Origin of the sequence: Apilactobacillus apinorum, assembly GCF_001281175.1 — a bacterium.
In the GTDB taxonomy this organism is placed as follows: Bacteria; Bacillota; Bacilli; order Lactobacillales; family Lactobacillaceae; genus Apilactobacillus; species Apilactobacillus apinorum.
The window spans coordinates 254,112-279,107 of the sequence record NZ_KQ440395.1 but is presented as its reverse complement, the minus strand read 5'-3'; the positions used below and the strand labels follow the sequence as shown (position 1 = coordinate 279,107).

Here is a 24,996-nt window from a genome sequence, read left to right as displayed (position 1 = left end):
TAAAATTCTTAAACATTTTTATATTTTAATTATAAAAAAGAGTTCTAACTAAGAAGTTAGAACTCTTTTCTTTTACCTATTTAATTCTTTTAACAAACGTTTTGTTAGAAGTGAAGTACTTGTGTGGACCAACGTAGAATCTTGTTAGTCCATGGTACTTAACAACTTTCTTGATATGGATAAGTTGTCCATAGTGGAATTTTCTAACTGCATTACGTTTTGAGTACTTCAATCCAGAATGGATGTATGCACCCTTTGGATTAATTACTCGGTATACCTTACTAGTTTGCTTAGAAGATGTTGAACCACGGTAGTAAGCGTCTTGAACACTAGATCCCGCTGTCACGATTCCGCCACCTCTAACGATATATCTTGGCACACCATTACGATAATATGCCACTCCGATAACCTTAAAGACTTGGGCATTACTACGACTTGAGTATTCATACTTCATAACACGAGTCTTGTTAGTAAACTTAACCTTATTATGAACGAAGATTGTCTTGACGTTGTAAATGTACTTAGGCATACGACGCTTAAATTCAGCCTTGTATGCTTTGACATAGCTACGTGAGTATGCAACGGAATGGTTCTTGGCAATATTTGCAGGAATATACTTACGTTTACCTGCTTGCTTAATACCTGCCTTAGTACCATTATCACTTTGGACCTTACTTTCATCCTTGAAACCAAGTTTGTAAGTATAAGCAAAGACTTCACCCTTCTTAGCTAATTGTTCCTTAGTTAATGGCTTGTGAGTCTTAGCAGCTTCCTTAGCAGCCTTAACCCCTTCACGATAACCAGAGTATCCCTTAGCAAAGGCTTGACCACCTAGTTTTAATTGTTGGTCATGGGTTAATGTTGTCTTCTTCTTAGCTTCCTTGATTGCTTCTAGAGCTGTTTGGCCAGCTTTATAACCAGTCATGTAGTAGTCAGAACCGTAATCACTAATTAATTTCTTAGAAACTGCATCTGTGAATCCGGACTTAGTACTTTCGTATGCTTGGTCATATTTTTGGCGAGCTTGAGGGTCAGCAAAGTAATTATTCTTTTGCTTGTACAAGAAATCATTTGGCACTTGTTCATTAGTATCAGGAACTGGAATATCTGATTGTCCCTTCTTGTATCCGGCATTGTATGCTGATTGATATGCTGGACCTAATTCGCTTGGCTTCTTGTTCTTTGATCCATAACCATCTGTGTATCCGGCTAGTGTTCCAGCAAAAGCTTCACGATATGCATCTGGGTCAACGCCATCTGGAATAGGAAGTTGACTCACGTCGTCTAACTTCTTATTAGCTTGGGCAAACTTAGTGGCATCCTTAATCGCTTGTTGCGCTGAATTATAACCTAATACATAATTTGGATCATCCGATTTTGGCTTATTCCCAGCAGTTGCGTCGACCAAACCAGCAAGAACAGATTGTCCCTTTTCATAACCAATCTTTTGGGCTTGGTTATAGTTGTCAGGTAGTTGCGCATCTGGTTTGGTCAATACATCTTTGTATTGAGCCTGTGCATCAAGATATCCCTTATTATGGTCTAATCCATCAGCACTACCGCTCTTACCTGAGTTTGGTTGGTTGGCATTAAATTCATTAGCACCATCTAGTAATGATTGTAATGCTGCCTTCATAGCTGTTTGATATGCCTTTTGGTAAACAGGACTATCTTCACTATTGGCGTGTTGGTTAATCGTGCCATCTTTAACATCATTAAAGGCGGCAGCGGCTCCGCGATAAGTTTCATCGCCATTAGTTTGGTCAATGTGACTTTGCAATAGTGGGTTAGATTGGGCTAATTCATATGCTTGTTTAGCGTCGTTGTAACCTGTTTCAAAAGCATTCTTGTCAGCTGGAGTGGCTAACTTATCCATTTGATCATTGTAATCAGCTGGATTAGTTAGGTAAGTTAATGCCCCATTTTGGGTATTAGTCTTACCAGCATTTAAAGCCTTGTCATACGCAGGAACATATGCTGGATTTGTTGAATCGTTACGATGCTTGTTAACATCATGGTTAGCAATGTCATTGAATGCATTAGCGGCCGCACGATAAACGACATCGTAGTTAGAATCACTTTGATGTTGACTAATCTTGCTTGGATCAGATTGGGCATCCGCAAAAGCACTAGCAGCGTCATTGTAACCACGACTGTAATCCATGACCTTAGCAGCATTATCACTAAAGTTTTTAGTATCATCGCTTAGCACATGGCTATTACCAAATGCAGTTGCCCCATCGTTAGCATTTTGCTTACCTTCAGCTAATGCCTTATCGTAAGCGTTTTGATATACCATATCGGCATTATCACTACGATGATTGCCTAATGTGTTGTGATCAACATCATTAAAGGCTGCTGCTGCACCAGCAAATGCCATGTCTAAGTTAGAACCAGATTGATGATCTGGACTAACTGGGTTACGTTGAGCATCACTGTAACCAGTTTGACCATCGGTATAACCAGTGTTGTAAGCGTCCTTATCAACCGTAGTTGTAAAGTCGGTTTCTTTGTTATTAGTGTTAGCAGCAATTGCACCATTATGTGCTTGAGTAAATGCTTGTAGACTGGCACGCTTATATGCATCGGCAAAAGCTGAATTACTATCAACATGTTGGTTGCTGTTTGGATTGCGATTAATAATATCACTGAATCCAAGAGCTGCACCACGGTAAACGCGGTCGTAATTACTGTTTGTCATATGTTGACTAGCCTTACTGTAATCACTTTGTGCGTCACTGTATGCATTAGTACCATCAGTGTGACCAGCGTTATAAACAGCCACTTTAGATTGGTTGCTACCATAACTGGTTGCATTATTATTTTGATTAACCGCATCGTCAGCAGCTTGGTTAGCAATTGGTAGTAATTCATTCAAGGCTTTATTGTAAGCACTATTCTTAACATCTTGACTAGCGTTAGCTTTAATTGCTCCACCTCTATTCAAGACGTCGGTTACAGCGTTAACAACACCGTTGTATACGATATCTTGATATGAACTACCATCATGATTAGCTTGATCATGGTAATTAGCCATCGCATCAGTGTAACCATTTAGCGCTTGTTGATGAGCGGTATTAAACGCATCCTGATCAGCCTTAATGTTTTCATGAGCTTCAGTATCATCATTAACGAATGCTAGTGCACCACGTTTAGCAGCTGAGGTTGCTTCTACCACTGCCTTATTGTAAGCAATGGTTGCCAAATCGTTACCACTCTTGGTAGTGGTCATTGGGTTAGCAACAACCGTTGTGAATGCTTGAGCAGCATTACTGTATACGACATCGTAATTACTATTAGTAGTATGTTGACTAGCCTTACTGTAATCACTTTGAGCAGCTTGGTAAGCTTGAGCAGCATCATTAGCACCCTTATCGTAAGCCTTCACTTGAGCAGCGTTATTTTGATTTGGAGTGTTAGTAACACCAGATTGAATGTAGTTGCTTGCCCCGTTTAATGCGAATTCAGTCGCTTCTTTTTGTGCCTTCGCATAAGCAGCTGTGTAAATAGCTGTTGTTTCGGTGTTAGCGTGTGCACTATGTGTTCCATTAATTACATCTTGGTAAGCTGCCATTGCACCACGATATTCTTGATCGGCAATGCTATCAGTTTGATGATTATTGTCATCAACACCACTAGTTTGAACCAATTGATATGCTGTTTGCACATCTTGATATGCAGTATTGTATACCAACTTATCAGTTGCATTTGGTTGCAATTGAGCTTGGGTAGTTTGGTTCAAACCAGCGTTAAAGTCTGCAGTAGCTTGATTCATGATATTTTGTGCTTCAGACTTAGCTTGACTGTAAGCGTTTTGATAAACAACGTTGGCATGGTCATCTTGATGGACATTGGAATTATTCATCGCATCATTAAATCCGTTAACGGCACCTTGATAAGCACTATCTACATTGTTAGAACTAGTGTGGTTTGCACCATCACTGATGTTTTGTTGAGCTAATGTGTATCCATTATTAGCGTCTGTGTAACCACGATAGTATGCATCATAGTAAGCTTGAGTGTTGTTAAGTTTATCCAAACCAGATTGACTATTAGTTCCCTTAGCAGCATCAGCTGCACCTTGGGTTTGGTAAGTCAATCCATCAGCATAAGCTTTATCGTAAGCTGCCGTACTTACTGGATCGTTATTAATATCTCGACTCTTACCATTAGCCGAGTCAGTTGCAACATCATTAAATCCGGCGGCAGCTCCCAAGTATGCCTTATCAGTATTTGATCCGCTATTGTGCAAGAAACTCTTGCTTGGATCTTGAACTGCTTCGTTGTATCCATTAACTGCATCAGTATAACCAGTATTGAAAGCATTAATTAATGACTGTTGAGTGATGTTAGCGGTAGCAGTATTTGGATTAGCATTCGAAGTACTTGCGTATGCCGCTCCTCTACTTGCATAGTCTTGACCGACTGAAACGGCTTTGTTGTACGCATTTAGATATACTGGGCTGGCATCTACAGTTTGTGAACTACCAATTGAATGGTTGGCAACATCGTTAAATCCAGCAGCAGCTCCATTGTAAGCTTCATCATAATCTGAACCTGTAGCATGCTGACTTGGTAAATCGTCAGGACTATTTTCAGCAGCAGTATAACCTGCTTGAGCATTAGCTTTACCTTGGTTAAACATGTTGATTGCTGCTTGGTTATTACCATATGCATCAATTGCTTTTTGAACCGCTGCATCACCTAAGAATGAAGTTTGTGCACCGTTAGTAGCAATAATTTTCCCTTCTTTAACAGCACGTTGGTATGCAGCTTGATATACCGAACTATTATCAGTTGTTGCATGAGTCAAGCTAGTTGCAGCTACATCATTAAATCCAGCGGCAAAACCTTTATATGCTTCATCCAAATTACTATTTGAACTGTGGTTACTTTGATCTGATGGATTTTGTTGTGCTGCTTGATAACCATTATTAGCATCTTGGTATCCAACTGCATAAACTAGTTTAGCTGCTTGATTAGTACCTAGGTTATTTCTACCAACACTTAGGTCCACAGAATTACCAAAGTCGGTTGCACCACTTTGAGCAAAGGTAGTTGCTTCAGCAAAGGCCTTATCATAAGCGGCAGTGTAGGCTTGGTTAGTATCTGTTGAACTCTTACCTGCATCACTAGTCTTATGTGTAGAAACGGCAGTGTAGGCATCAACTGTTCCTCTGAAGACCTCATCTTCATTAGATTGACTATCGTAACTGGTATCACTAGGGTTAGCTAAAGCAGATTGATAACCCTTGATTGCATCACTACGACCAACGGTGTATGCCTTAGTTGCAGCATCATTTGCTTGGGTGTCTGTGTAATCCTTACCCTTAGAGTAATCAGCAGCAGCCTTATTAGCAATCGATCTAGCTTCAGCTAGCGCCTTAGTATAGGCAGCTTGATATACCGGACTGGTATCTGCTTTTTGACTTGCATATAATGTGTTATTCATCACATCATTGAAGGATGAAGCAGCACCACGGTATGCACTATCCAAGTTAGAAGTTGTTCCGTGATTTGCAGAATCAGATATATTGGCTTGAGCTTCTTGATAACCCTTAATTGCATCATCAAATCCACGACTGAAGTCATTCTTAGCAGCTTGACCAGTTAATTGATCCATTCCTGATTGTTTATTTGGACTTAATTGCATTGCAGCAGTTGCACCCGATTGGGCGTTGGATTGAGCAACAGCGTAAGCCTTAGCGTATACTGCTTGGAAGACTAGACTATCAACATTCTTCACGTTAGTGGTAGTACCATTAGCAACATCATTGAAGGCAGCAGCAGCTCCTAAGTAAGCATTGTTGTAGTTACTTTGGGTACTGCTTGCAGTACCACCATTTTGTTGGCTTTGACTTGGATCACTTTGTGCAGCAGCATATGCTGACTGAGCATCAGTGTAACCAGTATTAAACATTGCAGCATTAGTATCTGTTGATGTCAACTGAACTTTACCATTTCCAAAGGCAACGGCACCTCGTTTAGCCAATGCTTTACCATGACTTAATGCACGGTTGTACATAGCTTGAAAGACTTCACTTTGACCAGCAGAACCTTTATTAGTGTTATTAATAACATCATTAAATGCAGTAACAGCACCTTGGTATGCTTGATCATATGCAGAATTGCCATTGTTAGTTTCGTTTTTATTGGTCTGAGATTCAGTATATGCGGATTGAGCATTAATGTAACCAGCAACAATGGCAACTGAATAACCAACTTGATTACCATAGCCATTAACAGCTTCGTTTAATAACTTCAATTGACCATATGCAACCGCACCTTGGTTAGCATATCTGCTTCCTTCACCGATTGCCTTTTGATATGCAGCAATAAAGATAGGATTAGTATTACCGTTAGTTCCAAGGTTAGTGTTATTAATTGCAACTTCGTTAAAGGCTAATGCAGCCCCTGAGTAAACAACGTCAGCGTTGCTACCCGCTACATAAGTAGCTGGTTCATTTGTTGGACTTGCTACCGCAGCAGCATAGGCATTAGCGGCATCTGTATAACCTTTACTGTATAGGTCAGTATTAGATTTAGTGTTTTGGTTTTGCTTAGTAGCAAAGTAATCTTGTGCACCTTTTCTAGTAATGGCCTGTGCATCAGATATTGCTCTATTATATGCAGCGTTATAAACAGAAATATTACCTAATTGTTTAGCCACATTTCCTAAAACAACATCCTTAATTGCATCAGCATAACCATTGTAGGCTTGAGTAGAATTATCTAACCCCGCACCTTGGGTAGTAGTGTAATCTGTAAACGCATTGTTGTATGCAGTTTGCGCATCACTATAACCTTGGTGGAATGCCTTAGAACGAATATCTTGAGCAGAAGTGTCAGATCCAGCTGAACTACCTTGGCTATAAATCATAGCACCTGATCTAGCAGCCCAATTACCAATTAACTTAGCCTTATTGTATGCATCAGTGTAAACCAATGATTGAGTTGTATCAGTTGGTTGTTGATTAGTTGAAATACTCTTACTACCATCGTTATATCCATTAACAGTTGCTTGATATGCAGCATTGTATGTTGATTGGTTGTAAATCGTACTGGTAGTCGTTGCGTTGCTAGTATTAGCATTTGCTGCATCATTAATTGCATTGATTTCATCGTTAGCAATGTTGAAACCAGAAACGTATGAAACGTTATTAGAGTTTTCATTACTATTACCACTAATACGATCATTGTAGCCAGATTGAGCTTGAGCAAAACCGTAGTTTTGGGCAGCTGATAATTGATCACTTTGACTAGCAGTTTCACTAGCTAAATCTCCTTTAGCAAAGTTGGCAACACCTGTTTGAGCAGCATTAACAGCAGCTACTTGAGCCTTTTGGTATGCAGTCCAGTAAACAGGACGACTTGTGATAGAACTTGGCGCATTATTATTGCCTAACTTACCATCACTAAATCCAGCTTCAGCACCTTGGTATGCATCTTGCGCGTCGTTAATAGTAGTGTACTTACTATCATTATTAATAGTATTTCCGTTAACCACTGATCCATTATTTAATGCATCGTTGTAAGCTGTTTGGGCAATTGTTTGCCCGTATGCAAAAGCATTCTTTTGCGCTTGAGTCCAATTAGTTTGATCAACTGATGATGAACTTAACCATGCAGTAGCACCACTTTGTGCGGTTGATCTAGCAGTACTGTAAGCTGCATTGTATTGTTCTTGATATGCTCTAGACTGACCAGAACTAGTATCAAAAATCAATGCTGTTTGTCTTGTAATTCCTGCTAGGTAACCATCCCTTGCACCATTGAAACCATCAAGTTGGTTATGTGAAGCATTGACGGTGGTGTCAGTAACAGTACTTGAAACCTTATCACTAGTTAAAGCATTAAAGTTAGTTGCACCTGTTTGGGCATCTTTTGCAGCATTGTATCCAACAATATATGCAGCCGATTCAGTGCTAGTGGTTGGTTGAGTAGATCCTGAATTAAAGGCATCATGTCCTGCCTTAGCATCGGCATAACCACTTTGTTGAGCTAGTGCATCAGCAGAGACACCTGTATTTTGCGCATCAGCTTGAATGTAGGTGTTAGCTCCAGTTAAAGCATTAGTTGCTCCTAATGCCTTAGCCTTTTGATATGCATATTGGTAAGCATAAGTTTGAACAGCCAATGAAGTGTACATTGTAGTTGTTGTATTGAAATGACTACCATCATTGTATCCGTCACGAGTTCCATAGTATGCGGCAATCTGAGTAGCAGTTCCAGGGTAGTTAGAACGACTTGGATTGTTAGATGCATCTAAAGTTCCTAGTTGAAGGTCTTTAGCCATTATAATTCCAGCATTGTATGAAGACTCGGAAGTATCTGATAATGATAAGTCGGTAGAACTTGCCATTTGGGCATTGAATCCAGCCTTAGTCTTTTGATAAGCGTTAACAAAGGCATCACTTTCAACATCTTGCTTATTTAAAGCTTGGGTGTAAATAGTTGCATCTTGATTCAAGCTAGATGCTTGGAATGCGATGATCCCATTGATAGTTGATTGAGCTGCAACTTGTCTAGCCTTATTGTAAGCAGATTGATATAGTGTACTACCTTGTGGAGTCACACTGGATTGACCGAGTTTTCCAGCAGTAAATCCATCACGCGCACCATTGAATGTGTCATAACTGTCTGTACCGGAAGTGTACTTATTAGTGTTATTAACATTATCGTGAGCGTATTGGTAAGCATCATTAGCGTTAGCCTTACCTGTATTATATGCAGTTTGTTCTAGAGTATTACCGGCAGTGATTGTAATGGATGGAGTTTGGGATCCGTTCATTTGATCAACGGCACCTGCATTTGCATAAGTCTTTGCATCATTGTATGCGTTGTTGTAGGTATCTTTGTATGCTTGAGACTTGCCATCAAAACTGGAAACTGGACTATCATTTTGACCAGCAGCGTATCCGTCTTGTGTTCCAGTAAATCCAGCATTGTAACCCTCAATGTAAACTTGAGACTTACCAGTAAAGTCTGTTTGTTGAGTCTTACCTTGTTTAGCATCATTGGCACCATCAGTTGCTCCTGAAACAGAGTTATAACCAATTAGGTATGCTGTATCAGTATTTGCATTGGTACCTGTATTATCTTTTTGATCTTGAATACCAGCTTTAGCAGCTTGAGCTCCATTGTTTTGAGCTTCAGCGGTTAAAGTCTTGTCAGTAGCTTGATAATTATTATTATCAACATAACTTTGGGCACCTGCATTACGTTCATTATTAGCTCTTCTCAAAGCATAGTTGTATGCAGTGGTGTATGCCAAACTTGGGTGGTCAATCATACTCTTAGTATTACTGTTAGCATCTTGGTAGGCTTGTGAAGTTGCATTGAATGCATCTGTTTCAGCTGCACTCGCAGTACTATCTAAAGTTCCCTTGTTAATAGCTAATCTAACTCCGGTAACAACTTCTTTACCAACGTTAAATGCATTTTGACTTTGTGGATCGCTCAAAGTAGTAGTTGAATCTCCACGAACTGCTTGAGTATAAGCCGTCTTCGCATTGTTGTAACCATCAATATCAGCTTGAGTAGTCCCACTTGGTTGACTTAGGTTAGCCAAAAAGTCTTGAGCACCTTGGTTGTAATGGGTTTGGATTGCATGAATAGCATACTTGTATGCATCTTTGTAAACTTGATTACTATTGTCAACTGTGTCAGAAGATTGTGGGTTAGCATGCATAGCAGCCGCAGCTTGGGTAGCAGCTGCGAATGCTTCTGTATACATTGGACCCGTTTGTGATTGTTGAACTTCACCATTAGCCACGTTTTGGGCTGCTTGAAGGGCAATAATACCTTGGTCGAAACCATCCTGTTTAGCTTGGTTATCACTACTATTAGGTTGTGCCGCAGTGCTATTAGCAGTAATTGCTTCTTGGTATCCAGCTAATGCATCGTTGTAACCCAATTGAAGAACGCTTCTAGCATCACCAGATGCAACAGAATTAGTATCCGCACCATTACCAGTTGCATATTGACTAGCAAATTGATCACGACCGTTTTGGTATTGCTTGGTCAATAAATCAATTGCTGATTGATATGCATCTTGATATGGCACTGATTTACCACTAGCCATTGATGCTGGATGGTCTGGGTTAGCCAAGATTGCTTGTGCAGCATCATGATATGCAGTTTGCACATCGTTATAAGCACTCTGAAATTGACTAGTTGAGGCATTATTAACACCATTAACCGCATCCACTAATGCACTTTGAGCGGCCTTCGTGGTATCGCGACCTAGTTTGTATGAATCAGTAAGATTACCACTAGCTGGTTGTTTGTTAATAACATCATCATGACCGCGCTTAGCATCTTCAAAACCGACAGACTTAGCACGTCCTGATACCCCTTGGTCATAATTATTAGTCTTACCTGCTTCATAATCTTGAGCACCAAGCAATGCATCGCTTTGACCACTAGTCCATGATAGTGCATAGACGTAGTTGTAAGCTGTTGCTTGGGTCTTATCAGATGGGGTACTGTTTGTATTCACGTTGTGTGAACCATCACTGTATCCATTAACTGATGCAGAATATCCAGCAACTGCCGCTTTGTAGGCAGCGACTTGAGAAGCTGAACCGGTATAGTTAGGATTATTCGCATTACTTTGCGCGTCCGCGATTCCTTGGGCGACTTCCTTCGCCATTTCAATTCCGGCTTGATATGACTGATTTTGGTTACTACTGTCATCTTGCTTATGAGCATTGTAGTAATCGAATCCAGCTTTCATTTGAGTAAAGGCATTGTTAGTTGCGACACTCAATGCATCTTTACCAGAAATAGTGGTGTTAACACCAGAGCTTTGGAATAGCGCTTGTCCCTTCTTAACGGCATCTTCAGCTTCTGCTTGAGCCTTCTTGTAGGCAGCAACAAAGACAGGTGATTTACCAGTTAAATCAACGGTTGTTCCACCACTAGTTCCGTCATTGAAACCAGCTTGAGCACCCGCAAATGCATCATAAGCATCTGATGGGTTGGTATTATTGTTAGTTGCACTAACGTTTGATTTGATTTGATCGTATCCATTTTGGGCATTTTGCTTACCAGCTGCGTAAGCTGCTTTTTGAGGTGTAGTCCATCCATCTTCACTGACTGGAGTAGCACCTAATTGTTCAGCAGCACCTTGTGAAGCGTACTTCTTAGCGTCTTCGACTGCCTTGTTAAATGCAGTTACGTAAGCTGGTGATTTACCAGCTAAGTTAACACTTTGATAGTTAGCTCCAGCTTGGTATCCAGCTTGGGCACCAGCATAGGCATCTTGTTGACTTGCTGTAGCATCGGAACCTAATTGGTTACCTGATTGGTAAGCATTGAAACCTGACATACTGTCTTGATAAGAATTAAAACCAGCCATGAATTCCTTATTAGATTGTTGTTCAGCTGTAAGGATGTCCTTGGTGGAACCACTTGTAGCAGCTTGATAACCAGCTTGAGCATCATCATAACCGTTTTGTTGAGAAGTGATAATGGCTGTGTTCCCAGTTGGTCTTGCACTACCAGTCAAGTAAGCAGTTGCTCCGTTTGATCGTGAATTTTGAGCTGCTGAAACAGCTTGTTTGTAAGATTGAATGTAGTCGAATGACTGACCGCTTAATTGGCTATCAGTCTTGATTTGACCATTAGCAGTTGTTGCATCAGAAATTCCGGCTTGGGCACCAGCATAAGCATTATCTTGATGGGCACCTGCACTATTAGTGTTGCTTTCATTGTTTAAAGCGTGCATGTATCCAGCATATGCTTGTCTACCTTGGTTGTATCCAGCTGCATAACCAGAAGTCTGACCTGCTGATGGTTGTCCACTCATCGCATCTTTATATCCATTAGTTGCATCGCTAACCCCTGCCTTGTATTCATCGGTAGTGTTAGTTGTTACAGCTTGGTTGGATAGGTATTGTTGATAACCATTTTGATAGTTGGTTCTCATTTGATCGATAGTTAACTTAAACGCATTTACATATGGTGCGCTTGAGAAGTTACTATCAGTAGATGTAACGTTATCTGAAACATCTGGATTAGACTTAAAGTCAGTCTTAGCAGTTTGAGCTGCTTCAACCGCTTTTTGATAAATTAAATCACTGTTGTTAGCATCAGTTGATTGTCCTGCTGCGACTTGGTTAGCACCCTTAATGACTTGTAGTCCTTCAGCGAACCCGGCTTGTTTACCTGAATTATCAGATGAATTAGCAGTTGCGTTAATATTATTAGCTGTAATTGCTTCATTATATCCCGCAACTGCATCACTAAATCCGTTTGCGAACAATGTTTGTGATTGAGTTGAAGTAACGTTGGTTAGATCAGCTTGGGTAGCACCGTTGGCGTATTCAGCAACAAATTGTTGATGACCAGCAAGATATTGACCTCTCAAGTAAGTCTTGGCAGCAGCGTATGAATCATTGTATGCCACTGATTTAGATGCAGATGGTGTGATATTAGTATCATCTGGGTTATTCTTCAATGCTGTAAAGGCATCGTTGTATGCTGTTTGAGCATCCCCATAAGCAACCGCATCTAATGCACTTGCTTGACCACTATTTGTACCATTTTGCGCATCAGTTAAACCAGCTTGAGCTGACTTAGCAGCGTTAAATCCGACTACGTATGATGGAACACTAGATTGAGCGGTAGTCTTACCGGCGACGAAGTCATCATGTCCCGCTTTAGCTTGTTGGTAACCAAAAGCTTTAGCTTGTGAATTTTCATCATTACCTGTTTCTGCTTGACCAGTATTACCAGTAAATGCAGTTGCTCCAGATGTAACATTTTCTTGTGCATTAGATACAGCTTCAGCATATGCGTCTTGGTATACACGAGATTGGTTCACATCATTACCAGTTGGTGTTTGGTGAGCAGTAGTTCCGTTCTTACCATCTGCATATCCAGCGAGAGTTGCATTAAATGCTGTTACATATGATGCACTACCAGATGGTGTCTTAGTAGGAGTAGCAATTGCGTCATTCAAACCATTTTGTTCATCTTGCGCCATATTAACCCCTGCTAGATAAGCTGAGTTATTATTTGCGCTATCAACGTTTCCGTTTAATTTTGATGTGTAACCATCACTTGCTTGATTATATCCATTGTAAATAGCTTGGTTAGTAGCATCAACCGCATTAGCTTTAGCACTATCATCAATATTTTTGGCAAAGTCACTAATTCCGACAGAGACATTAGATTGAGCTTCTGCTAGCGCCTTGTTATATGCAGATGTATATACGGCATTGCTACCGGATGGGATTGATCCATTACCAGTGAATCCAGCGATGAATCCGGCTCGTGCACCATTAAAAGTATCTGATGCATCTGTTCCAGTAACAAACGGATTAGATATAGTAACATTGGCTTTAGCTTGAACATAAGCATTATTAGCATTAGTTTGTCCAGCATGGTAAGCCTCTAATTGACGAGCATTGTAGTTTGATACATTTTGAGCTGGTGTATTTCCATTAGCATCGGCCGCACCTAAAGAAGCCTTGGCTTTCGCATCTTGATAAGCCAATGCGTATGCAGCGTTATATGCTGGTGTGACACCGGTATTATTGTTTATAACATTACCGTTTGCACCGGCACTGTAACCATCCATAGCACCGTTGTAACCACGTTGTTGTTCGCGGTATGTTGGGTTATATGGAGTGGTGGTGCTAGTTGCGTTTTGAGCGTCACGGAATCCTTGCATAGCATTTACATACGAGTAGAAACCACGCATGAATGAAGGATTATTTTGTTGATCTGCAGTCAATTGACTAGCAGTGACGTTTGGATTACTTTGCGCATAGTTAAATCCACTTTGGGCAAAGTTGTATCCTTGTATAATTCTGTCATATTCAGGGTTAGTCTTATCGACTTGTTTACCATTCACAAAGTTTGTAGCACCAGTGTCTGCAGCAGTCTTAACGTCATTGTATGCCTTATTGTAAGCTTCACGATAAGCTAGTGACATGGTTGCTAATTGAGAATCACTTCGTTTACTACTTGATAAAGCATCCTTGTATCCAGCAACAGTTCCTAAGTTAGCTTGATTTTGCACTGGATCAGTAGTAGTTGCAGTATTGCCAATCATTCCTGCATTGTATCCGGCTAATGCGCTTTGACCTGCCAGCTTACCTTGGTTGGCACCAGAAGTAATATATCCATAAGCATTAGCATCAGGAGTACCTGATCCATTTAGCACGCTTTGGAATCCATTTAATGAATCGTTATATCCAGTAGTAAATGAAGCTGTTGCATTACTTGGAAGAGTCTTACCTGATAGGTATTGTTGAACCCCACTATTGTAATTAGACTTCATTTGGTAAATAGCGGCAGTGTATGCTACTGAGTAAACTGGATTATTAGCATTAGTATTCGTACTTGGTGCTGAAACGGCTGTATCTGGGTTCTTACTAAAGGCACTAAGCGCATCTTGAGCTGCTGCAAATGCCTTTTGGTAATAAACATCAGAATTACTGTCAGGAGTAGTTTGGCCGTTTGTAACTTGTTGAACTGCCTTGTTAGCTAATTGACCTTCTGCAAAACCAGCTTGAGCACCAGTAGTATTCTTAGAAGATTTAGTTGCACCACGCATTGCTTCGTTAAATGCACCTAAAGCGTCTTGGAACCCTTGAGTCATCATTGATTGTGATTGTGAACTCTTAGCACTATTTGTATTAACGGCATTTTGACCATTAATGTATTGACTTACAAATTGTTGCTTACCAGCTTCATATTGAGCATTCAAATCTTGTTTAGCTTGATTGTATGCATATTGATAAGCTGGAGTATTATTGGTGCTAGTTTGACTAGTGTCATCTGGATTCTTTTGCATTGCAGTGAATGCGTCTTGGTATGCTGTACGAGCTGCACTGTATGCAGTTGAGTTAGCAGCAGTACTTTGACCGTTATTGTTGCCGTTTTCAATATCTGATAAACCAGTCTTAGCTGATTGAGCAGCATTGTATCCAACTTGATAGCTTGGGTTTTGACTATTGTCATTACCAGCTAGTCCGTCAGCAAATCCTGTTTGTGCCTTATTAAAACCAGCTTGTTGAGCAACGCTATTAGCATCAGTACCATTATTGATAGCTGTGTTGTTAATGTATGCTTGAGCACCATTAGCAGCTTGGTTGATACCATTTTGCTTAGCTGCAGCATATGCATCTAGATAAGCTTTGGATTGACTAACATTATTGCCAGTTGGTGTGGCACCGTTAGTAGTACCGTTAACACCATCATTGTATCCAGCAACGGTTGCGGCATAAGCAGCTTGTTGCGCTGCATCACCACTTTGATAGTTACTGATAGCCGGGTTGTTAGTAGCATCTTTGACACCTTGTTGAACATCATGAGCTAGTTGAACCCCTGCTAAATATGATGGATCCGTATTATGTGCATCAACGGTATTATTCTTAGCAGCAGTGTACCCACTATTAGCAGCTTGGTAACCATGACTTTGAGCGTTACCAGCAGCATCTGTGTCACCATGGGTAGTATCACCAGCATTTGCTGAAAAGCTTGCTACCCCTTGGGATGTAGCAGTAGCTGCTGCTTGTTTAGCTTTGGCATATGCAACTTGATAATCAAGTGGTTGGCTAGAAACATCGGTAGTAGTTCCATTAGTTCCATCCGCGAAACCTAATTTAGCACCATTAAATGCATTTTGCGCATTATTAGTAGATGAAGTGGCACTAGTAGCATTGATGTTGTTAGCAGCTTGATTGTATCCACTATTAGCATTGGCTACTCCTTGGTCATAAGCCATTTGTTGTTGTGGATTCCAGTTAGCGTAGTCCGCAACCTTAGTACCAGTGTATGCATTTTGCGCTCCTAAGTTAGCCTTAGCTACCCCATCGTTATATGCATCTTGGTATGCACTAGTGTATGAGTTGGATTGTAAATCTGCACCCTTGTTGTTTGAAGGTAGTGATGACATAATTGATCCGGCGTTAGCACCAGCTAAATAACCATCTTTAGTACCGTAGTAGGCGTTCTTAGCATCCCCAGTTAAACCAGATTCATCAGTTGAACCAGGTTGAACCGCTTCTTTAGACCCTGAAGCTGTTGCTACCCCTTGGTTAAAACCAGTTACATATGGTTTATCAGTACTTGTTGGAGTTGGACTGTTTGTAGTTTGACCAGCTTGTTTACCATCTGAAAAACCACTAGCAGCTGAATCGACCCCAGTAGCATAGTTGTTATCTGAAGCTTTCACTGCGTTATCAACAGTTCCCTTGGTGTAATCGTTGGCACCTGCTTGTTGACGACCGGCGCTATTCCCTTGGGTATAAGTGTTTTGATAAATTTGATTACCAGTTTGGGTGGTATCCTTGTTGGTTGTGGTTCCTTGAGTGCTTGCTGCACCATCTTTATAACCGTCAATAGCACCTTGATATCCTGATTGATATGCGTTGGCATTAACAGTTGATTGACGATCACTTGGTACAGTAGTGGTATTGGCTGTACTTAGATTGTTCTTCACAGCTGCTAAACCATCATTAGCACCAGCGGCTTGTGAGTATACAACTGCATATAGCGGTGTATTGTTAGTTGCATTTCTATTGTTGGATTGAGCATCTAATAATGCGTTCATAGTATCGGCATAACCCGGTTGATTATTAGCAGTTGGATCAGTCTTACCAGCCAAGTAATCATTCATTGCTTGTTGGTAACCCTGAGCAACCGCTTTAGCTTTATCAAATCCAACTTTAACATTCGTTGCAGTTGGTTCTGTCGTGTTATTTGGATTCAATCCTTGCTTAAATCCATTAGTAGCATCGTTGTAAGCTTGGTTGTAAACCGCTTGGTTAGCAACTGTTGCTTGGCTACTTGGGTTAGCCACTTGACCACTATTAAAAGCAGCTAGTCCTGCTTGACTAGCAGTAGTGGCATCGTTTCCAGCCTTATTGTAAGCCATAACATAAGCGGCGCTATGGTTAGCATCAACTGTAATTGGTGTTACCTTACCCGTTTGTTTAGCAGCTGCAATGGCGTCAGCAACCCCTTTGTAAGTGTCTGAAGTTGAATCACTGGCACTTGGGTTAGCTTTACCTTCAGCAGCTTGGTAATCTGCACGCGCAGTTTGTCCGGCAGCATATCCACGATTGTATTCCTTAGAAGTCAATGACTTCGCATTGTTTGCAATCCCGTCATCATATCCGGTATTAGCGTCATTGTAACCAGTAGTGTAGTTAGTATCACTAGTAGCACCATTAGTTTTACCTGCTAAGAAATCAGTTGCCCCAATTTCTTTTCTACCAATAACATTACCTTGGGAATAACCATATTGATATGCTGGGTTAGAGTTATTTGGTGAAGCATAGTAGCGATCTGAACTACCTGCGGTAATTGAAACACCATCTAGATATCCTTCGATTACTGCGTTGTAGCCAGTCTTGTATGAAACATCACTAAGTGATTCTGAATTAGTTACTGGATCATTATCACCTAAAGTAGCTGCGTTAGCTGTTGAATTACTCAATTTAGCTAATGCATCATTCATCCCTAGTTTTTGCGCAGTGACGATTGCATAGATTGGAGATGTATTATTAGGATTTACTTGATTATTTTGCGCATCTTGGAGTGCTTGAATAGTATCCTTGTATCCTACCAATTCTGGATGAGCATTTGGATTACTAGTTCCACTAGCTGAATCTGAAAGGGCTTGAGTATATCCTGCAGAGTAGTTCTTAGCGGCGTTGATCCCAGCAGTTTCACTTGCATTATTGCTGGTAGCAGCACTATTAGTTAGACCTTCTTGGAACCCTTTTTGTGCTGCTGCAAATGCTTGATTGTAAATAATCTGAGTGTTGCTAAATGGTAGTGTTGCGCGGCCTTGACCATTGATAAAGTCATTAGCCCCTTGAGTTGTAGAATCACGAGATTGTCTCAAGGCTGTATTGTATGCATTGACGTATTCACCACTATCTGATCCACCTAGCAACTTATCAGTTAAGGCATTTTTTTGAGCATCAGTAGTTGCACTCATATAAGCGCTAAAGGCAGCACTTGCTCCAGCGTAGGTTTGGGTGTTATCTGTTGGTTGACTATTGGCCGCTTTTACATAACTATCGTGGTAATTGATTCCAGCGTTATAACCACTAGTATAGTAGACTGATTTACCATTAGTTAATTGATCCTTGTTAGCGGCACCATTAATAAGACCGTCTTCATAGCCATCTTTAGCTAAGTTATATCCGGTCGTAAATTGTGCATTGTTTTTTGGATCTGCCTGATTGTGAAGGAATGCTTGTGACCCATTGAAAGCTTGATCAGAGGTCTTGGCCACTTGTCTAGCGCGTTGACTCAAATCATTGTTCATATCGGATGGTAGTGTGTCACTGTCATTCTTACTGTAAGCATAGTAAGCACCAATATAGAACGCTTTGTAAGCTTCTTGTTGACCATTATCTATTCCTGATGGAATTGATAAATTATTGATGTCAACTGTCTTTTGAGATTCATAATCACTCTTGGCTTGAGTTAAAGCAGCTTGAGCGGCCACGTAACCCTTATATGCAATCGAAGTTGTATCCGCAGGTTGACTAGTTGACATTGCACCAGCGTAGATACTTTGTCCGTAGGTGTATCCATTAGCTTGGGCAGTTCCGTTAGGTGCCGTATTAGCCTTACTAAATGCATGTAATAGTCCATCCTTAGCATCTTGCCAACCTGTGGAGAAAGCATCCCCATACATATTGTTAGCATTATTAGAATCTACTTTGCTACCACCATTAATGAATTGACTGGATCCATTTATATATGACTTCATCATATTTTGAGCAGCAACATAATAAACTTGTTTGTATAATGCGGTCTTAGAGGTTGCTGGATCCACTGCAGTTCCAGATGTCTTAATACTACCTAATACGTCATTAACAGCGTTAATGACGTCATCTGTAGATGTTGCTTGTTTACTAACAGCTGTACTGTATTCAGATGCGTACTTTTGACCGAGTTGATATCCAGTTTGATATGCTGGACCTTGGGTGTTGTAGTAAGTACTAAAATCAGCTGTTTTAGTTTGACTGCTGTCACCTGTTAATCCAATTTCAAATCCTTTAGCCGCATTTAAATAACCTAGGCTATATTCTGGAGTGTTATTGTAGGTGAAGCTTCCAGTATATGTGACTTGGTTTTTAAAATCGTTAACCCCTTGTTTATATGAATCTTCAAGAGAATTATACAATTGAGTATATAAAATTTGGTAAATAGTTCCTTGACCATCTGTTCTTTCCTTAGATTGTCCATTACCTTCAAAGACATCGTCGTGGGAATCTACCAATGCATTCTGAATATCATTGTTAACATAGGTGGTCAAATCATTGCTGGTGCTATTAGTAATATGTGGATCTTTAGTAGAATCAACTTGAGGTGATTTAGTATTAATTTGATTAGCAATACTTTGACCAAATGCATATTGGGAATTGGTATTTTGATTAGTAGAATTCAAACCATCTGATAGCCCACTAAATATAGATTGTTGAGCTGCTTGATAACTTAACTTATCAGCACCTTTATCATTTTCAGATGCATCCTTAACTGTACCGTATACAAAGTCTTTTTGAGCTTGAACCGCTTGTGATTTACCAGCAGTTAATGCTGATTGGTAAGCAAGTTTGTACACTTTTGATTTATTAGTTAAATCTGTATTTGTACCTAAAGTACCATCGTTATAACCAGCAATGGTAGCTTGATATGCAGCGATGTAATCAGCAGATTGCTTGCTTGCGTTTGCAGCAACTGCTTGTTGATTAGATGTTGTAGCATCGCTCATTGCAGCTGCAATCCCGTTTTGCATGTCATTACGTTGTTTCAAACCGGCTTGATAACCTGATGATGTATTTGGTACTCCAGTTGTTTGGTTGAATCCCGCTTGGGCATCGCTATAACCAGCTATAGCAAAAGGTCTAGTAGGTTTTGCTCCACCGGTTAAGTATGCATTAATACCTTGACTATAAAGTGGAACGATAGAGTTAGTTACAAAGAAGTTAACCAACGATGCTAATGGAGCGTTTTGATTATAAACAGTAGTGTAAGTAGTCTTTTGTAATGATGATTTTTGCATATTAAAGACATCAATAGCCACATTGAATGGTGTCGAATAATTAGAACTAACACTTATATTTTGCGCACTGAAATCCTGAGCTCTCATTGCAGCCAATACACCATTGGATCCGAAGAATGCGTTATAACCGATGGCTGTGGCACCATTAATATCTCTAGTGGTTGTATCTAAACTTTGTGGTCTAACCCCTCTAAATCCATTAGATACCCCGTTATAAGCTGCATTAAAACCTGCTTGATAGTTAGATTGATATTTTGCAGAACCATTAGTGGTTCCAGAGTTTAATGCATTATTAGCAAATGCATTTGCACCATCTATAAATCCTTGGGCATCCTTAGAATTTTGAACCCCATAATTGAATCCAATCACATAGGCAGCATCACTGCTGTTAGTAGTTGGGTTAGGGTTAGTAATACTGTTGTAGGCACTGTACCCGTCATTTTGTGCTTGTTGTGCAGTGCTATATCCATTCATGTAGTATTGATCACTTGATTGAGCTTTGCCAGTTTTTACATAGTCATTAGCCCCCGCAACTCGACGAGCTGGATTCATACCACTTTGATAAGCTTTTTGATATGCATTAGTAGTTCCTGATGCAGCTGGTGTAGTACCAGTTAACCCAGCTTTATAACCATCAACGGCACCTTGATATCCAATTAGATATGATGAAGATTCACCACTAGCTGTTGCGGTAGTAGCATTACCTACATTGCTGGTTTGATTATTAGCTTGAACGGCAGCTAATCCATCTTGCACACCCTGGTTAAATGCAGATTGAGCATTATTAAATGATTGATTGTAGTATTGATCCCATAAACTACCTAAACTAGCAGTTGTAGTTCCATTTTGGAAATCAGAAATCCCTTGTTGAGTAGCTAATGGAATAATAGTATTCATATATCCAGCTAATTGGATTTGGTTCAAACCTGCTTGAGAATTCTTCTTTAATGCTTGGTATGCACCATATTTAGCTTGTTTGTAAATTGTGATATCTCCAGAGAAATTATCACTTCCCAATTGACTTGGATCTGTGTAACTTGCTTCCGGAATACTACTAATATTTTGCTTGTTACTAATTGCTTGCTTAGCAGCTTGTTGAACCGCTTGATATCCAGCTTGTTCAGCTTGCCAACCTAGTTGACCTGCTGCTAAGTTTGGAATAGCAGAGCTAGTTTGTGTAGGTAGTGTTTGTGAAAGAGCACCATTAACTAGAGACTTCCCGTATAAGAAGGCCTCTTGTTCTGCACGACTAGCACTACTATCTGGATTGCTTCCTGATGGATCCGATAAGTTAATAGCATTGTTAAAACCAACTGCAGCGGCGTTATATGCAGCTACTTGGTTTGGATCACTTTGAATTGTTGACCAATTGTTTCCATTAAAGCTACCAACTGTAATGTTGCTACCATTTTTTTCGTCAGCAAAGAAAGCCGCTACCCCTTGACCATCTGTAATTCCAGCATAAGTTGCTGAAGCAGACATTCCATCGAGATTGGATGTGACTAAGTTATTATTATTAATAATATTTTGCGCTGTTTGACCTAATGCATTGAAAGAAGCTTGGTATGCAGCAGTGTATTCTGTTTGTGCTTCTTGGTAACTAGAGTTTTGTGCTCCATTATTACGGCTATATTTAGCATCAGCCAATCCTGCTTGATATGCAGCTTCTTGATAACCTCTAATAAATGCGCCAGGGTTATCTGAATTATTGTAACTAGCTAGTTGAGTGTAGTCTTGATCAGGCTGTGTTTTATCAAATGCAGAATATCCCAATTGCGCTCCTTGATATCCACTTAAGTAATCAGGACTAGTTTGAATAGTAAATGTTTGTTTAGATTTAGCGTTGTTATTACCATTAATAGAATCGGTAATTCCATCAATGATCCCTTGGTTAACTGTACCAACACTTCCTGAATCAGTAGTAAAAGTACCGTTATTATCAAGACTAATTCGTCCATTACCACCACTATATCCTTCGACAGTACCAGTATAGCTATTGCCGTCGCTGGTCATATCAACCGTACTTAATCCGTATGTTAATCGCATACCAAATCCAGTAGAAGCATTAGCTGGTAAATTAAATGAAATTGGGATAATTTGACCGTCTTGGTAATTAGAGTTAATTGTTTGTGAAGTAGTATAAGAGTTAGGATCAACAGTTTGAGTACTATTGAAAATAGTATTATTACCAGATTGACCGTTGATTAATTGCATCTTGGAAATATTAGTTCCGTTACCGGTATAAACACCGACATAAACTGGTCCATTAGATGCAGAATATTTAGTTACTCTTGCATAAGCGTTAATAGTTGATGTTCCATCAGCATTTTGGGTACGCGTAATAGGACCCGCAAACGTGATTGAAGGAATTGGGTCAATTTCTAAAGTATTTCCAGTAATTGTTCCTGATACTTTATTACCGTTACTATCAACAGCTGTAAAGTTTCTAGAGCCACCTGGAAGGTTAAAGTAATAATATGATGTTCCGTTAACCGCAACTGTATAAGCTGTAATCCTATAATTATCAAACTGTCTGGTAGCATCATTCTTGGTTAAAACAATCTTACTGCTACCAACATTATTAGCAACAAGTGCTTGTCCATAGACAGGCACTGATCCTGATGTCCCTGTATTATCAACAATTTGGACAACCAAATTACCACGGTTACCAATGTTTAGATTAGAACCATTTATTTGAGTCAAGAAACCAAAATACGGATTAACTGCGTTTTGGTTAGATACTTTTAATTGAACTAAACCACCATTCAATATATTGAATTTAGTACTACCCTGTAAGTTAATGGGTTGATTATAAGTTCCAGATTGACCAGTAACTTCAACGTTAATGGTACCTCCATTAACATTAATTGCAGAACTTGAACTAGTTGCAATTCCGGCACCATAGTATGCTTGCGTGAATTTAACTGGAATAACATTTAAAGTCGCGTCTTTATTTACGTTTAACTGAGCACCTGGTTGTGATAAGTAAACACCATAATTACCACCATTAAATGATGACTGTCCACCATTAGCCGGCATAACGGTCATGTTAGAACCTTGGCCAAGGGTAACATTTCCTTGAGCATTAATATTACTACCACCAGAATTACCAATCGATCCAAAATAATTACTATATGGTTCTAGAATGAAGTTATTAACTTCAAGATTTTCTTGATTTCCACCACCTTCAATGTAAATACCTGTCCCTCCATTAAAAGGTGAGAAATAGTAGTCACTTGATTGTGGAATAATAACATTAACATTACCTGAGAAATAAGCATCATTATTGGTGGATGATAATAATTGAGGGCCCACATAGTTAATATTACGATAACGGATTGAAGCTCCGTTTTGAGCATTGATAAATGGACCGTAAAAATTAGCATCATAGATGGTTTGGAAATTTTGAATTTTTAGTTGGCTAACATTATTAATGTTGTAGCTTAGTCCATGCATATCAATCATATGGTTTTGACCATCGAAAGTTAGACTTCCATTACCATTATAAGTACCTTTTGTTTCACCATTAGAAACCCCATTTAGGTTAATATCACTGACTAACTTAATTGTAGTGATGTTATTAGGAATGGTACCACCACCAGAAAAATTAGTGTTACCCATAGCAACTGCAAAGAATTGATTACCGTTTGCGACAAATGCTGTTCCATTATTTGTTTGGTTGGCAACATCGTTATAAGCATTTAGGTATACTGTTCCATATGTTGAAGAACTAATTGCGGAAACTTTCCCTTGATAGTTATTGAAATTATCGAATTGAGCAGCAATAGCATCTTTGGCCCCAATATAAGCTTGATCATATGGATTAGATGATTGATGCAAGTCGATATTATTGTTTACACTTTGATTGTAGTAAAAGTCTTGTGTATTACCGCTTCCTGATGAATCGACACCTTGCCACTTACCAGATTCAGCATCTGACATACCTTGTTGTGCGAGGGCATAGTTTACCCCTTGATTAAATGCATTTTGTAACCCTGCATATGGATCATATTTCTTACGGTCATTTAAAATGGCTTGTGAATTAGTGGTTGGTACACCGATTGCACTTCCATTTGTTTGAACACTATAATTATTAGCACTGTTTAATTTATTAACCTTGATGTTTTGGTAATTTTGGGCTGAATTCAGTGCTGATTGAGGGTCATCAGCACCACCTTGGCCAGAACTACTTAGAGTTCCGTACCCTTGTGGAGTACCTGATAGGTCTGAACCGGTTGATCCTGTGGTTGGAATTGAACCACCACCACTAGAAACAATGCTACTTCCACCGACACCACCAGTACTACCAGTAGCTCCATTAGATTTATCACCAGTATATCCGGACACTTTAGCTGGTGTATTTCCATAGAATGTGTAATCTTGTGTACCAGCACCTTGACCTTGAGTCGCACTGTTATATGCATTTAAGGCGCTAGTAGCCCCATCATAACTAGCTTGGTAGTAATTTTGGGCTTGGCCACTTAAGTTAGCCGCGTTATTTCCCTTTTTATTATAAGCATCAGAAGCACCTTGGTTGATGGCAGCTGCATAAGTTTGTGATTGATCTGTATTATTATAAGCAGCCACACTTGAAGAAGCACTCCCCATACGACTAGATAAACCACCATCGTTATCAGAACTACTTTGTTGGCTGTTATTTTGTTGATTAGCAGTTTGTTGATTACTACTTGTATTTGAACTGTTAGTATTATCAGCTACCTCTTGTTCGGTAGGTGACAATGATTGAGCAGTTACCTCGTTACTATCAGCACGAGCCTTAACTGATCCAGTGCCATATGCAACAGCACCAACCATTGATAATGAAGCCACCGAAACAACTACCCATTGTTTTTTGACTTTTTTCATTATTTTTTTATCATTTGTTTTAGTGAATTTCTTTTTATTATATTGCATAGATCATCGCTCCTTCCGGCAAAAACGACGTATTTTTT

1 protein-coding gene is annotated in these 24,996 nt (G+C 39.7%); it reads right to left on the bottom strand.

What is annotated here, in order from left to right:
- Window positions 1-76: 76 nt before the first annotated feature.
- Complete coding sequence (locus RZ74_RS01055) at window positions 77-24,958, bottom strand: DUF5776 domain-containing protein (protein ID WP_053949608.1); 24,882 nt, start codon at window positions 24,956-24,958, stop codon at window positions 77-79.
- Window positions 24,959-24,996 lie beyond the last annotated feature (38 nt).

Bases quoted from the DNA above. Each gene is read 5' to 3' on its own strand.
- RZ74_RS01055 (WP_053949608.1), bottom strand. From the start codon at position 24,958: ATGCAATATAATAAAAAGAAATTCACTAAAACAAATGATAAAAAAATA.